At 69.0% G+C, this 13,987-nt stretch carries 10 protein-coding genes; 6 read left to right on the forward strand and 4 right to left on the reverse strand.

All coding sequences use genetic code 11. The features are described from left to right. Positions 1 to 19 precede the first annotated feature (19 nt). Positions 20 to 757: a glutathione S-transferase family protein gene (locus LRS10_RS08530; RefSeq protein WP_257836866.1), complete on the forward strand. Its 738-nt coding sequence runs from the start codon at positions 20 to 22 to the stop codon at positions 755 to 757. Here LRS10_RS08530 and LRS10_RS08535 read toward each other — a convergent pair. Together LRS10_RS08535 and LRS10_RS08540 are read right to left on the reverse strand one after the other, a co-directional pair. Beyond that, positions 754 to 1,017, reverse strand: coding sequence for a MoaD/ThiS family protein (locus LRS10_RS08535; RefSeq protein ID WP_257836867.1), 264 nt, complete (start codon positions 1,015 to 1,017; stop codon positions 754 to 756). The genes LRS10_RS08530 and LRS10_RS08535 overlap by 4 nt on opposite strands. A 10-nt stretch (positions 1,018 to 1,027) precedes the next feature. Then, the gene (locus LRS10_RS08540) at positions 1,028 to 1,498 is read right to left on the reverse strand and encodes a hypothetical protein (RefSeq protein ID WP_257836868.1); all 471 of its coding nucleotides are present in this window, start codon (positions 1,496 to 1,498) and stop codon (positions 1,028 to 1,030) included. A gap of 817 nt (positions 1,499 to 2,315) precedes the next feature. On the opposite strand from LRS10_RS08540, the gene LRS10_RS08545 reads away from it, so the two are divergent. From LRS10_RS08545 to LRS10_RS08555, 3 genes are read left to right on the forward strand one after another with little or no spacing between them, the layout of a single operon-like run. Continuing rightward, on the forward strand, positions 2,316 to 3,104 hold the full coding sequence (locus tag LRS10_RS08545) for an ImuA family protein (protein WP_257836869.1): 789 nt from the start codon (positions 2,316 to 2,318) through the stop codon (positions 3,102 to 3,104). After that, positions 3,019 to 4,569 carry a DNA polymerase Y family protein gene (locus LRS10_RS08550; protein WP_257836870.1) on the forward strand — a complete coding sequence of 517 codons (1,551 nt, stop codon included), beginning with the start codon at positions 3,019 to 3,021 and terminating at the stop codon, positions 4,567 to 4,569. Before LRS10_RS08545 ends, LRS10_RS08550 begins: the two co-directional genes overlap by 86 nt. Beyond that, positions 4,566 to 7,751, forward strand: a complete 3,186-nt coding sequence (locus tag LRS10_RS08555; protein ID WP_257836871.1) for an error-prone DNA polymerase — start codon at positions 4,566 to 4,568, stop codon at positions 7,749 to 7,751. The genes LRS10_RS08550 and LRS10_RS08555 overlap by 4 nt, the downstream gene beginning before the upstream one ends. A 9-nt stretch (positions 7,752 to 7,760) precedes the next feature. Here the strand turns inward: LRS10_RS08555 and LRS10_RS08560 are convergent, their stop codons facing one another. After that, entirely contained in the window at positions 7,761 to 8,945 is a 1,185-nt protein-coding gene (locus LRS10_RS08560; protein ID WP_257836872.1) for an aspartyl/asparaginyl beta-hydroxylase domain-containing protein, read from the reverse strand. A gap of 41 nt (positions 8,946 to 8,986) precedes the next feature. After that, on the reverse strand, positions 8,987 to 11,206 hold the full coding sequence (locus LRS10_RS08565; protein WP_257836873.1) for a TonB-dependent receptor domain-containing protein: 2,220 nt from the start codon (positions 11,204 to 11,206) through the stop codon (positions 8,987 to 8,989). Positions 11,207 to 11,330: 124 nt separating this feature from the next. On the opposite strand from LRS10_RS08565, the gene LRS10_RS08570 reads away from it, so the two are divergent. Both LRS10_RS08570 and LRS10_RS08575 read left to right on the forward strand, forming a co-directional pair. After that, positions 11,331 to 12,836, forward strand: a complete 1,506-nt coding sequence (locus LRS10_RS08570) for a carboxylesterase/lipase family protein (protein WP_257836874.1) — start codon at positions 11,331 to 11,333, stop codon at positions 12,834 to 12,836. Positions 12,837 to 12,914: 78 nt separating this feature from the next. Further along, entirely contained in the window at positions 12,915 to 13,820 is a 906-nt protein-coding gene (locus LRS10_RS08575; protein ID WP_257836875.1) for a Ku protein, read from the forward strand. Positions 13,821 to 13,987: the final 167 nt, after the last annotated feature.

The raw sequence follows: 13,987 nt of genomic DNA on the forward strand, positions 1-13,987 counted from the left end.
GGGTCTGGGAGGACGCCTCATGAAGATCGTCGGCTCATACGTCTCGCCGTATGTCCGCAAGGTGCTGGCCTGTCTCCAGCTCAAGGGCCTGGCTTACGAGATCGATCCGATCACCCCCTTCTACGGCGGCGACGCGTTCGAGCGCATCAGCCCGCTGCGGCGCATCCCGGTGCTGATCGATGGCGACCTGACGCTCTGCGACTCGTCCGTGATCTGCGCCTATCTCGACGAGGCCTATCCGCAGCGGCCCCTGCTGCCGTCCGAGCCGAAGGACCGGGCTCGCGCCCGCTGGCTGGAGGAGTTCGCCGACACCCGGCTCGGCGACGTCTTCATCTGGGGCCTGTTCTACCAGAAGGTCGTGCATCCCATCGTCTGGAAGCAGCCGGGCGATGCGGCGCGGATCGAGAAGACGCTCACCGCGGATGCGCCTCCGACCCTCGAGTATTTGGAGGCCCAACTGCCCGCCGAGGGCTTCCTGTTCGGCGAGATCGGCTTGGCCGACATCGCCGTCGCCAGCTTCTTCCGCAACGCCGCCTATGCCGGCTTTGAACCCGACTCCGGCCGCTGGCCGAAGACCGCCGCCTTCGTCGCGCGCGCGTTCGCCGACCCTGCGCTGGCGACGCTGGAGCCCTTCGAGCAGGCGCAGATCCGCAGCAGTCCGGCCGGTCGCCGCGCCGCCCTGCTGGAGGCGGGCGCGCCCCTCGCCGAAGAGACGCTGGGCGAGCCCGCGCCCCGGCCGGGCGTGATGACGCTCTAGCCGCCGGACAGGGCGCCGAAGATCAGCAGCTCCTCGCCTGGCCGCATGAGCCGCGACACGTCCCGCGTCTCGTCCTGGCCGACGAAGAGCCGCATGTGTTTCCGCACCCGGTCCTGCTCGTCGATCACCCGGAACTTCAGGCCCGGATAGGCGCGGTCCAAGTCGTCCAGCACCGCGCCCACCGTCTCGCCCACCGCCGTCACGCGCGTGACGCCGCCGGTGTAGGACGTGAGCTGCGAAGGCACGAAGACCGAGATCATGGGGGCAGCCTCACCGAGCCGGGGCCGCGACCACGGAGTAGATCTCCGGCAGGTGGGCGCAGATCTGACGCCAGCCCGCGCCCTCGTCGCCGCTCATCCAGATTTCGCCGCCGGTCGTGCCGAGATACAGGCCTTGCGGCTCGGCCCGATCCCCGCAGAAGGCCTGCCGCTTGACCGTGAACCACCCTTGCTCGACTGGGAAGCCACGGTCCTGACGCTCCCACGAGGCGCCGCCATCGCGGGTCCGATAGACCGCCGGCTTTCCGCCGGGGCTGACCCGCGGCCAGACGTCTGTGCCGTCCATCGGGAACACCCACGCGGTCTGGTCGCAGCGCGCGTGAGGCACGATCGAGAAGCCGATGTCGCCCACGTCGTCCGGCATCGCCTTGCCGATCCGCTCCCACCGTTCGCCGGGCCGGTCCAGCCGATAGATGCCGCAGTGGTTCTGCTGCCAGATGCGGTCGGGGTTCGTGGGGGGCAAGGGCGATCTGGTGGCTGTCCTGGCCGTACTCCGGGTACGGATTGGGGAGGAAGCTCGCCTCGACGTTCTGATTGAGCGGCCGCCAGGTCTCGCCCTGGTCGGTGGTCTCCAGCACGCCCGCCGAGCAGGTCGCCAGGTACATGTGGGCCTTGTCGCGGGGGGTCGATGGCGATTCCGGCGACGATGGCGCCGTCCGGCGTGCCGCCGTCGGGCGGCAGCCAGTCCAGGATATTCGGGTGCTCGTTCAGGCCCTTCACCCCTTCCCAGGTATCGCCCCCGTCGTCCGAGCGGAACAGCGCCGGCGGCGAGGTGGCCGCCCACCAGACGCCGGGCTCTTCGGCATGGCCGGGCTCCAGCCAGAAGGTGTGGTTCACCGAGCGGCCGTGCGGCTCGCCCTTCGGGAAGGCCGGCGGGCTCTTGGCCTCGGTCCAGGTCTCGCCGCCGTCGGTGGAACGCAGGATGGTGGGGCCCAGGTGGCCTGTAGAAGCCGCGACCAGCAGGGTCTGCGGGTCGCGCGGATCGGCCACGAAGTGGTTGACGATCTGGCCCAGGAACAGGGGACCTGTGGTGCGCCAGCTCGCGCGGCTGTCGTCGCTCCTCAGGATCCAGGCGCCCTTGCGGGTGCCGATCAGCAACTGAACAGGCTCGGTCATGTCTCGAAGTCCTCCCGACCGCAGGACGAACGATAACACCGCTTCCCGACACGCTCGCGCCGATTTGGTTGCTTGTGGAGCATGATGCGGGTGCGGCGTCCGCAACCTTGACTCCCTCCGGCTTGTTATGAGAACGAAACTGGAACGAAAGGAGTCCCAATCCCATGTCCGATTTTCGCGGCAAGCAGCTCGCTGCGCTGCAGGCGAAGATCGCCGCGCTGGAGAGCAGCGGCCGGCCGGACGTGGGTTGCCTGCCGTTCGGCGCGCCTGAGATCGACGTCTGTCTGCCGGGCGGCGGCCTGCCGCTGGGCCGCTGGCACGAGATCACGGGTGTGGGGATGGAAGTGGAAACCGGCGCCGCGCCGGCGGCCTTCACCGCGCTCGCCGCAGCCCCGCTCGCCCGGCGCGGCGAAGCCGTCTGGGTCATGCGGCGCGACGATCTTTGGGCGCCGGGCCTGATCGGCCTGGGCTTCCCCGCCGACCGCCTGATCTGCGTCTGCGCGAAGGACGACGCCGACGCGCTTTCGGTCACGGAGGATGCGCTGGCGACCGTGGGCGTCAGCTGCGTCATCGCTGAGGTCGAGGATGTGGACCTGACGGCTGGCCGGCGGCTGCAGCTCGCCTGCGAACGTCGGGGCGCCACGGGCTTCGTGCTGCGCCGCAGGCCGTATGGCGGCGGCGCACGCCAGGACGCCACGGGATCGGCGGCGGCGACCCGCTGGCGGATCGCGTCCGCGCCGTCCCAGCCGGCTGAGAACCTCTACCTAGGCGATCCCCGCTTCCAGGTCGTGCTGGAGCGCTGCCGGGGCGGGCGGACGGGCGCGTGGATCCTGGAGGCCGAGAAGGCCTATTCATGGGAGGCAGGCGATGTCGCGCATCCTCTGCGCCTGGTCGCCCCTGTGGGCGATCGCGAACTGGCGCCGGCGACACCCCGAACCCGCCGCGCCGCCTAAGGGCGACCCGGACGCGCCGTTCGCCCTCATCGAGACAGTGGCCGCCGTTCGCCGGCTGCACGCCGTCAATGCGGCGGGAAAGGCTCAGGGCCTGTCCGTTGGTCAGAAGGCGACGGACGCCAAGGCCCTGGTCCCCGATCTCGTCACCGCCGAGGCCGAGCCCGAGGCCGACGCCCGCGCGCTGAGCGAGCTGGTGGACTGGTGCGTCCGCTTCTCGCCCGCCGTTGCGGCCGACGGGACCGACGGCCTGTTCCTCGACATCACCGGCGTCTCGCACCTGTGGGGCGGCGAGGCCGAGCTGATGGCCGACCTGCGGACGCGGCTGAAGGCCAACGGCCTGCCCTTCCGTCTGGCGATCGCCGACACGCCCGGCGCGGCCTGGGCCATCTCCCATTTCGGCAAGGACGGGACGATCGCGCCACCGGGAGGGCAGGCCGCCCTTCTCGCCCCGCTGCCCCCTGCCGCGCTTCGGCTCGACCCCGACGCCGTCGCCCAGCTCCAGCGTCTGGGGTTCCGGCGTGTGGCCCAGCTGATGGAGATCCCCCGCGCGCCGCTCGGCCGCCGGTTCGGAGCCCACACCCTGATGCGGCTCGACCAGGCGCTGGGGCGCTGGGGCGAGGCGCTGGTCTTCCGCCGGCCGCCGACGCCCTGGGTCGCGCGCCTGGCCTTCTTCGAGCCGATCAGCGCGCCTGAGGACATGGCCCGCGTCACGGCGGATGTCTGCGCGCGGCTGTGTACGAAGCTCGAAACCCATGGCCAGGGCGCCCGCCGTTTCGAGGTCGGCTTCTGCCGCTTGGACGGCAAGGTGCTGCCCATCGAGGTGGGGCTGGCGGTCCCCGGGCGGGACGCGGCGCGCCTTGCCAAGCTTTTCGCGCCCAAGGTCGAGACCGTCGATCCGGGCTTCGGCGTCGATGCGGTCCTGGCCTGGGCGTATGAGGTCGAGCCGGTCTCGGGCCGGCAGGGCAATGCGCTGGGCAGCCTGGCGCCCGCGCCCGAAGACGGCCTGATCCCGCTCGTCGACCGGCTGGCCAACCGCCTGGGCCACGACCGCGTCTGGCGCGCCGCGCCCGTCGAGAGCCACGTGCCCGAACAGGCGGTCCGCCGGGCGCCCGTGCTGGAGAAGGCCAAGCGCGACGCCACGCCCTGGGACCCCGAGGCCCCGCGCCCCTTGCGGCTCTTCCGCCGCCCCGAACCGCTGGAGCAGGTGTTCGCCGTCACCCCCGACGAGCCGCCGAAGCAGTTCCGCTGGCGGGGGCGGATGCATCAGGTCCGCCGCGCCGAGGGCCCGGAGCGCATCGGCGAGGAATGGTGGTCGCGCGATATCGGCGACGTCTCCATCGCCCATGTCCGGGACTACTATCGCGTCGAGGACCAGGACGGCGGCCGCTTCTGGCTGTTCCGCGCCGGCCTCTACGGCGATCCTGAGGCCCCGCCCAAGTGGTGGCTGCACGGGCTGTTCGGATGACCCGCTACGCCGAGCTTCAGGCCGCCACCAACTTCTCCTTCCTGCGCGGCGCCTCGCATCCCTGGGAGCTGGTCGCCGGCGCCGACGCGCTGGGGCTGGAGGCGGTCGGCATCTGCGATCGCAACAGCCTGGCCGGCGTGGTGCGGGCCTGGCGGCAGGTGAAGGACCTGCGCGAAGGCGGCTCGAAAATCCGTGCCCTGACGGGCTGCCGCCTCGACTTCGCCGATGGGACGCCCAGCCTGCTGGTCTATCCCTCGGACCGGGAAGCCTACGGCCGCCTCACCCGGCTGCTAACCGCCGGCCAGCGCCGCTCGGAGAAGGGCCAGTGCGAGCTGCACTGGGAAGACTTCCTCGCCCATGCCGAGGGCCAGCTCGTCCTGGTGGTCCCGCCGGAGCGCCTCGATCAGGCGTTCGAGGGCGATCTTCGCCGGCTGCGCGGGGAATTGCCCGACGTGTGGCTGGCCGCGGCTAGGCGCTACGGCGCCCGCGACCTGCATCGCCTGTCGTGCCTGGCTGGGCTCGGCGAGGCCGCCGCCATCCCGATCGTGGCCACCAACGACGTCCTCTACCACGGGCCGGAACGCCGCCCGCTGCAGGACGTGCTGACCTGTATCCGCGAGAGCTGCACCATCCAGGAGGCGGGGCTCCGCCTCCAGGCTAACGCCGAGCGGCACCTGAAGCCCGCGGAGGAGATGGCGCGGCTGTTCGCCAAGTTTCCGGGCGCGGTCGAGCGCAGCGTCGAGATCGCCGAGCGTATCGGCTTCGATCTCGGCGAGCTGCGATACGAGTATCCGGACGAGCCTGTGCCGCCGGGCAAGACCGCCATCGAGCATCTTCGCGACCTCACCTGGGCCGGCGCGGCATGGCGCTTCTCCAAGGGCATGGGCGAAACCGAGCGCGCGACCCTCGAGAAGGAATTGGCTCTCATCGAGAAGCTCGACTACGCGAACTACTTCCTGACCGTACATGACATCGTGGCCTGGGCCCGGAGCCAGAACATCCTCTGCCAGGGGCGGGGGTCGGCGGCCAATTCCTGCGTCTGCTTCTGCCTGGGCGTCACCGCCGTCGATCCAACCAAGGACGATCAGGACCTGCTGTTCTCGCGGTTCATCTCCGAGAACCGCAACGAGCCGCCCGACATCGACGTGGACTTCGAACATTCCCGCCGCGAGGAGGTGATGCAGTACATCTACCGGCGCTACACCCGCGACCGGGCGGCAATCGTGGCGACGGTGATCCACTACCGGCCCCGCATGGCGATCCGCCAGGTCGGCAAGGCGCTAGGCCTGACCGAGGATGTCACCGCAGCCCTCGCCAGCACCGTCTGGGGCAGTTACGGCGACGGCGTTCCCGACGAGCACATTCGCCAGTGCGGCATCGATCCGGACGCGCCCGAAATCCGGCAGGCGACCACTCTCGCCCAGGTGTTGCTGGGTTTCCCGCGCCACCTGTCGCAGCACGTCGGCGGCTATGTGCTCACCAAGCGCCGCCTCGACGAGACCGTCCCGATCGGCAACGCAGCGATGAAGGACCGCACCTTCATCGAGTGGGACAAGGACGACATCGACGCCATCGGCCTGATGAAGGTCGACATCCTGGCGCTCGGCATGCTGACCGCCCTGCGCAAGAGCCTCGATCTCCTGGGCCTGGCCGACATCGCCGACATCAAGCAGGAGGACCCGGCGGTCTACGAGATGCTGACGCGGGCGGATTCCGTGGGCGTCTTCCAGGTCGAGAGCCGCGCGCAGATGTCGATGCTGCCGCGGATGAAGCCGAACAAGTTCTACGACCTGGTCATCGAGGTGGCGATCGTCCGGCCCGGGCCTATCCAGGGCGACATGGTCCATCCCTATCTGCGCCGTCGGGAAGGCCGGGAGCCGAGCAATCTGCCCAGTCCATCCCCCGACCACGGGCCTGCCGACGAACTGCACAAGATCCTCGGCAAGACGATGGGCGTGCCGCTCTTTCAGGAGCAGGCCATGAACGTGGCGATCACGGCGGCCAAGTTCTCGGAAACCGAGGCCGACCGACTCCGAAAGTCGATGGCCACGTTCCGCAACGTGGGCACCATCGGCGAGCACGGCGTGAAGTTCGTCGAGGGCATGATCCGGCGCGGGTATGACCCGGACTTCGCCCATCGGTGCTTCAAGCAGATCGAGGGCTTCGGCTCCTACGGCTTCCCCGAGAGCCACGCGATCAGCTTCGCCCTGCTGGTCTATGCGTCGGCCTGGGTGAAATGCCACCACCCGGACGTCTTCCTGGTCTCGCTGCTGAACAGCCAGCCCATGGGCTTCTACCAGCCCGCCCAGCTGGTGCGGGACGCCCGCGAACACGGCGTGGAGGTGCGGCCCCCCGACGTGATGGCCAGCGACTGGGATTGCACGCTGGAGCCCGACGACAACCACCAGAGGATCCGACCCGTCCGTCTGGGCCTACGCCAGATCAAGGGCCTGAAGGAGGGCGAGGTGACCGCCCTCGTCGAGGCGCGTGCGGCCGGCGCGGCCGGCATCCAGGCCTTCGCCCGCTGGCCGGGCGTCACCCGCCGCGCCCTGGAGCTGCTGTCGGAAGCCGACGCCTTCCACAGCCTGGGCCTGTCGCGGCGCGAGGCGCTCTGGGCGGTGAAGGGCCTGACCGACGACTTTGCGAGCTCCGCGCCCGCCCCGCTGCTGCGTCGGCAGAAGCTGAAGGAGGCGCAGGTCGAGCTGCCCTTCATGAGCCAGCCGCAGCACGTGGCCGAGGACTACCGGACCACCAGCCTGTCGTTGAAGGCCCACCCCATGAGCTTCTTCCGCGAGGATCTCACGCGGATGGGCGCCGTGCGCTGCGAGAGCCTGAAGAACGCCCGCGACCGCCGGAAGCTCGCCGTGGGCGGCCTGGTCCTGGTGCGCCAGCGCCCCGGCACCGCCAAGGGCGTGGTCTTCCTGACGCTGGAGGACGAGACCGGCATCGCCAACATCGTGGTCTGGAGCAAGGCGTTCGAAGAGAACCGCCGCACCGTGATGGGCTCGTCCTTCCTGGTGGTGGAGGGCCAGGTGCAGAGCGAAAGCGGCGTGGTCCATGTGGTGGCCGAGCGCTTCATCGACCTGTCCCACCGCCTGTCCGAGCTGCGCGACGACGAGGCGCCGATCGTCGCCCGCTCCAAGGTCAGCGGCCGCCTGATCCGCAGCCGCGACTTCCACTGACGCCCACGCTCAATCCCCCGTCGGCGGCGCCTCGCCATAGGCGTCCACCGCCTGCAGCGTGGCGCTGATGAGCTCGCGCTCCACCGTCGAAAGCTCCGGCCGCCAGACGTCGAAGATCATCACCACCCGCAGGTGTTCGGGGTTCCGGTTCCAGGCCTCATGCTCGATGCTGTCGTCGAAGATGCAGGCCTCGCCCACCGTCCACGGACGGGTCTCGGATCCCACGCGCATGGCGCAGTCGGGCGGCACGATCAGCGGCAGGTGGCAGATGTAGCGGCTGTTCATGAAGCCGTGGTGCGGCGGAATGTGCGCCCCGGGCCGGAGCAGCGAGAACAGCACCGACGGCGTCCGGCCGGGGATCTTGCACAGCGGCACGTCGGCCAGGGCCGCCATGGTCTTCGGACAGCGGGCGGCATTCTCCTCGACGACAGCGCCGTCCTTCCAGAGATAGAAGGCGCTCCACGCCGGATTGCCCAGCAGGCCCAGGTTGTCGAACGTCGGCCGGCCCTCGACAGCCTCCACGTAGGGCTCGAAGGCGGTCTCTTCCTCCAGGACTTTCAGCAGTTCGTCCCGGATGTCGTCGGTGGCGGCCTCGACGTCGTCCATCCAAGGAAAGTCCGCCCGCTCCGCCCACTCGATGTTCGGAAGCTCGGGGTAGTAGAAATACATCGGCTGCTGCAGATAAAGCTGCGTCTTGCCCAGCAGCAGGTCCAGCGCCTTGCGGGCCCGCCGCGCCTCGGGCCGGTCAATGCCGTGACGGGCCAGCGCACTCCGGAGATGCGCCTCGTACACTTGGCTGTAGCGCGCATGCATCTCGCGCGCGCGGGCCACCTCGCCCTGCAGGCCGGGATCAATCCGACCCATGCCGGCGAGCTTCACCACGGCGTCGTAGTAGGCCGAGGCGCTCTTGGCCTCACCCGAGGCCGCATAGCTGTCGGCCGCCATCAGCAGCGCGTGGGCGTTGCGCGGCTCCAGCTTCAGAGCCGCCTCCAACGCCCTGCGCTCGGCGCTCCGGTTGTCGAGCGCCCGGTGCGCCATCGCGACGCCGATCCAGACGGCGGCGTTCGGCTGCCCGCCTTCGATGATCCTGGAGAACAGCGCCAACGCCTCGTCAGCCCGGCCGGCGCGGAGCGCCTGGCCGCCCTCCCGCCAGGCGGCCTGCAGGATGGCGGGATCGGCGGCGGTCGAGCTCATGTCCCTTTGAGTCATGATCGCCGAACGCCGGTCAAGCCAGGTCACGTGGGCGGCGGGCCGCCGCCGAAGTCGAACCCGGGATCGGGACGACGCTGGCGGCCGAAGGTGTAGGTGAAGCCCACGAACACCCCGCGTTGGCTGAACCGGCGACGGGTCTTTCCCTGCAACGTCGGCGTGTCGAGGGTCTGCGTCTCCTTGAACGTGTCGAGCACGTCCTGGCCCGTGACAGTGAACGAGAGCTGGTCGTTGACCTTGCGGCGGTAGCCCAGGTTAAGCATCGAGAAGCCGCTGACATGGCCCTGGGCCGTCAGCCGCTTACCGTTCATGAAGCCGTTGATCTGGACGAAGTCCTTGGGAGTGACCTGCCAGTTGAGGTTGCCCCGGCCGCTCAGCGTGTAGCCGTCGCGCTTCTCCGCAAAGCCGAGCTGCGAGGCGTCGATCTCGTTCCAGTAGACGTTGCCGCTGAGATTGTAGGTCAGCTTGGGCGTCAGCCGGCCGTTGGCAACCAGCTCCAAGCCGCCCGACCGGCTTTCGTTGAGGTTCTCGCGGGTGGTGACGAAGACGCCGCCGCCTGCGTCCCGGACGAGGTCGCTGATGCCCTTCGAGCTCTCGCGATAGTAGAGCGTCGCCAGCAGGGTGCGGCCAGCCTTGCGGTACTGATAGCCCAGCTCAAACGAGTCCGTCTCCTGGGGCTCGAGAAAGGGATTTCCGCGTCGGTAGTTGAAGGGGTCGAGTTCGATCAGGAACGGATTCAGGTCATCGGCGGTCGGCCGCTGGATCCGCATGCTGTAGCTGGCGGTCAACTGCTGGCCCTCGGCCAGGGCGTATGACAGGTGCAGGCTGGGATAGACCCGGCTGTAGTCGTGCCGCGCGCGGAGCGGCCCGCCGACCACCAGGTCGAGGTCCAGATGGGTGTCCTCGAACCTCAGGCCGCCCAGCACGGTGACGTCGCCGAACGGCTGCTGATAGGTGACGTACGCCGCGTTGATCGCCTGCTCGTACTGGAACTCGTAGGTCAGCGCCGGCGCGACCGGCGGGTTCGGTTGGCCTGCGGGGCCGCGACGGCCGAGGTTCTCATAGACGTTGTCGTCATACTGCAGGGCGTAGCCCGCTTTCAGCTTGCCGTCGGCGGGCAGCGGCCGGGTGTAGTCGATCTTCACCTCGGTCTGGCGGGTGCGGTTGTCGTATTCGCCCAGCTCGATCGTGTCGGGCGACGCAGGCAGGATGAAGAGAGTCAGCGCCTCGCGATTCCGCTCCACCCGGCCGAATTCCTGGCTGGCGTTGACCACGAGCTCGTGGTCCTGGCCGTCGAACTTGCGCCGCCAGGTCGCCGACAGGTCGGCATTGTCGCGGCTCTGGTCGATGGGGATGACGCGATCCACCAGCCGCGCCAGTCCGCCGCCGGCGGCGTCGTATTCGAGATGGTCGTAGCCGAGGGAGCTTGGGCGGATGGAATGGATCATGGCGCTCAGGCTGATCCGCGATCTCGGATCCAGGTCATAGTCGAGGCCTCCCCGGGCCAGGATCAGGTCGATGCGGTTGGAGATCCGGCTCGACTGGCGGCTTTCGAGGAACTGGCCGCTAGCGGGGTCCAGCCTCTGGCGCACGTCGTCGATCTTCACCTTCTGCGTGTCGTGGCGATAGGTGAGGTCGCCAGACAGCGTGAGCTTTCCGTCGCTGCGGGAGCCTGAAACGCCGACGTTCCAGCGCTCGTCCGAGCCGACGTTGGCGCGCACCGAGCCGGAGGCGCCCAGCTTCCGGGTCTGCTTGGTCACCAGGTTGATGACGCCGGCAGACCCTTCAGGATTGAACGCCGCGGACGGGTTGGTGATCACCTCCACCCGTTCGATCTGGTCGGCGGGCAGCGCCTGCAGCGCAGCCGCGCGGCCTTCGCCCTGGAACATGGTCGAAGGCTTGCCGTCGATCATGATGGTGACGTTGCTGTCGCCTCTCAGGCTGACGTTGCCCTGCACGTCCACCTGCACGGACGGCACGTTGCGCAGTGCGTCGCTGATCGAGCCGGAGGTCGCCTGGAGATCGTTGGCGACGCCGTAGCTCTTGCGGTCGATGTCGACGCGCATGCCGCTGGACTGCCCCTGGACGACAACCCCCTCTACCGTCGCCGGTCTGCCCGCAGGTGGCTTGGCCGGCGGCGCTTTGGGTTCCGGTGTCTGCGCCGCCGCGCCCGAGGCCATCAGCAGGCCCGCCGCGCCGGCGAGCAGGGATGACCGCGCCGTCTGGCGCGTATGCGAAAAGGACAAGTGTCGTTCCCCCGAACGATGGTTCATCGTGGTTCGTGGTGAAGCTTAGCGGCGACTTTGTGTTGAACGGTTGCAGCGGCGCCATCTAGACGGGTTAAATCTTCGTCATGAAGGATTGCGGGTCATGCGCAGAGCTCTGATCGGCCTGGCGGCGGCGATGCTGGCCGCGAGCGCTCAAGCGCAAAGCCCGGAGGCCGCCGAGTGGCCGCGCGTGACCGTCGAAACCGGCGTCCTCGTCGGCGAGGCGAACGACCGCGCCAACGTCTTCCGGAACATCCCGTTCGCCGCCGCGCCGGTGGGTTCCTTGCGCTGGGCGCCGCCGGCCCCGGCGTCGACGTGGACGGGGGACCGCGACTCCGTGAAGCCCGGGCCTTCGTGTCCCCAGCCCATGAACGCCGACGGCACGCCCAATGGCGGGGGCGCCAATGGACCGGTCTCCGAGGACTGCCTGCAGCTCAACGTGTTCGCGCCGAAGCGGGCGAAGGGCGCGCCGGTGATGGTCTGGATCCATGGCGGCTCACACCGCACGGGCACCGGCTGGATCTACGACGGTTCCAACTTCGCGCGCGACGGGGTGGTCGTAGTCAGCATCAACTACCGCCTTGGCGCGCTCGGCTATTTCGCCCATCCGGCTCTGACTGCCGCGGCGGGCTCGCAGCCGGTCGGCAACTATGGCCTGATGGACCAGATCGCCGCGCTGCAGTGGGTGCAACGGAACATCGCCAGGTTCGGCGGCGATCCGAAGAACGTCACCGTCTTCGGCGAGAGCGCCGGAGGCATGAGTACGCTCGCCCTCCTCGCGACGCCGCAGGCCAGGGGGCTCTATCACAAGGCGATCGTGCAGTCGGGGCTTGGCTGGTTCGAACCCAAGACGCTGGCGGACCAGGAAAAGGCCGGCGCCGAGGCCCTGGCCAAGGCCGGTATCACGGCCGCGACCGCCGAGGAGCTGCGCGCCCTGCCGTTCGACCGGCTGGTGGCCGTCAACGCCCAATTCGCGCCGTTCACCGACGGCAAGATCATGACCGAGACGGCGACCCAGGCGCTGGCGCGCGGGACCTTCGCCGACGTGCCGCTGATCATCGGCTGGAACTCGGGCGAGGACAGCCTGATGGGCCCGGGGCCGTTGCCTGCCGCGCAGCTGTCGCAGATCCCGCCGATCGCCCGCGGGGTCTATCGCGACGAGGCGGCGGAGGGCGACGAGCGGCTGGCGCGGGCGCTGTTCACTGACCGCGTCTTCGGCGGCCCCGCGCGCTGGGTGGCGAGCCAGGCCGCGTCGGGCCAACCGGCTTGGCTCTACCATTTCAGTTATGTGGCGACGCGCCTGCGGCCGGCCGTGACCACCGCGGCGCACGCCGCCGAGATCCCGTACGTCTGGGAGTACTGGGGCCGCCGCACGCCGATGAGCCTCGTCAGCGACGAGGACAAGGCCTTGGCCACCCTGATGCACGCCTGCTGGGTCAGCTTCGCCAAGGCCGGCGCACCCAAGTGCGGGGCCGAGCCATGGCCGGCGTATGGCGCATCGGACCAACTCATGGAGTTCGGCGCCGAGAGCGGCGTGCGCACCGGCTTCCGCAAGACGCGCCTCGACGCGGTCCAGGCCGTGGCCCTCCCGCCGCTCGGACTGAAGTGAGGCCGGTCTAAGCGCCTGATCCGACTCGCGAACTGATTCGCCGCGGTGACGTTTCCGGACTCTGATCCGGAGACCTCAATGGCGACCCGTCCGACCTGGCAGGGCTATCTGCGCCTGTCCCTCGTGAGCTGCCCCGTGGCGCTCTACACGGCCACGTCCCGCCAGGGCGAGGTGCACTTCAACATGCTCCACAAGGAGACGATGAACCGGATCAAGATGATCCCCACCGATCCCGAAACGGGGCCGGTCGACCGATCCGAGATCGTCAAGGGCTTCGAGATCGAGAAGGGCCGCTACGTCGTGGTCACCCCCGAGGAGATCCAGAACGTTCGCCTCGAGACGACGCGCACCCTGGATATCGAGCGTTTCGTCGACCACGAGGACATCGACCGGCTGTACTTCAACGATCCGTATTTCCTGGTGCCGGACGGCGACATGGCGGTGGAGGCCTTCACTGTGATCCGCGAAGCGATGGAGAAGGCCGACAAGGTGGCCCTCGGTCGCCTCGTCATGCACCAGCGCGAGCGGCTGATGGCGCTGGAGCCGCGGGACAAGGGAATTCTCGCCTATACGCTCAGGTCGAAGCGCGAGGTGCGCGACGCCCAGGAGATCTTCGACCGCATCCCCGACGCCAAGGTCAACGTCCAGATGGTCGATATCGCGTCGCGGATCATCGAGCAGCAGGAGGGCGCCTTCGACCCCAGCCAGTTCAACGACCGTTACGAGGACGCGCTGCGAGCCCTGATCAAGGAAAAGGAAAAGGGCCACACCGTCACCGCCCAGGAACAGCCCAAGGAAGCCGAGGTCATCGATCTCATGGAAGCCCTCAAGCGCAGCCTGGGCGAAGGCGGTGGCGCGCGTCGGAAGCCGGCGCCCCGCGGCGGCTCGCGCGCGTCTTCAAGCAAGAAGCCTGCTGCTCCCAAGCCCGCTTCGAGCGCAAAGAAGCCTGCCGCAAAGAAGGCGCCGGCGAAAAAGCGCGCGTGAACAAGCTTTACTGTATCCAGACTGCAGTAAATCGTCGACGTTCAACTGATTGGTTATCAGTGAAAACTATCCAGTCCCGTAGCAATACGGGTTGCGCGGGTTCTACCTAAGGGTGTGAGCTCAACGGCAGAGCGGGGGCGAGAGCCCATCCGCGCGTGTCGGAGGGA

The sequence above is a fragment of the Phenylobacterium sp. J426 genome (assembly GCF_024699945.1).
In the GTDB taxonomy this organism is placed as follows: Bacteria; Pseudomonadota; Alphaproteobacteria; order Caulobacterales; family Caulobacteraceae; genus Phenylobacterium.

Coding starts and splice junctions, on each gene's coding strand:
- LRS10_RS08545 (WP_257836869.1), top strand. CDS start 2,316: ATGTCCGATTTTCGCGGCAAGCAGCTCGCTGCGCTGCAGGCGAAGATC.
- LRS10_RS08535 (WP_257836867.1), bottom strand. CDS start 1,017: ATGATCTCGGTCTTCGTGCCTTCGCAGCTCACGTCCTACACCGGCGGC.
- LRS10_RS08555 (WP_257836871.1), top strand. CDS start 4,566: ATGACCCGCTACGCCGAGCTTCAGGCCGCCACCAACTTCTCCTTCCTG.
- LRS10_RS08560 (WP_257836872.1), bottom strand. CDS start 8,945: ATGAGCTCGACCGCCGCCGATCCCGCCATCCTGCAGGCCGCCTGGCGG.
- LRS10_RS08575 (WP_257836875.1), top strand. CDS start 12,915: ATGGCGACCCGTCCGACCTGGCAGGGCTATCTGCGCCTGTCCCTCGTG.
- LRS10_RS08550 (WP_257836870.1), top strand. CDS start 3,019: ATGTCGCGCATCCTCTGCGCCTGGTCGCCCCTGTGGGCGATCGCGAAC.
- LRS10_RS08570 (WP_257836874.1), top strand. CDS start 11,331: ATGCGCAGAGCTCTGATCGGCCTGGCGGCGGCGATGCTGGCCGCGAGC.
- LRS10_RS08530 (WP_257836866.1), top strand. CDS start 20: ATGAAGATCGTCGGCTCATACGTCTCGCCGTATGTCCGCAAGGTGCTG.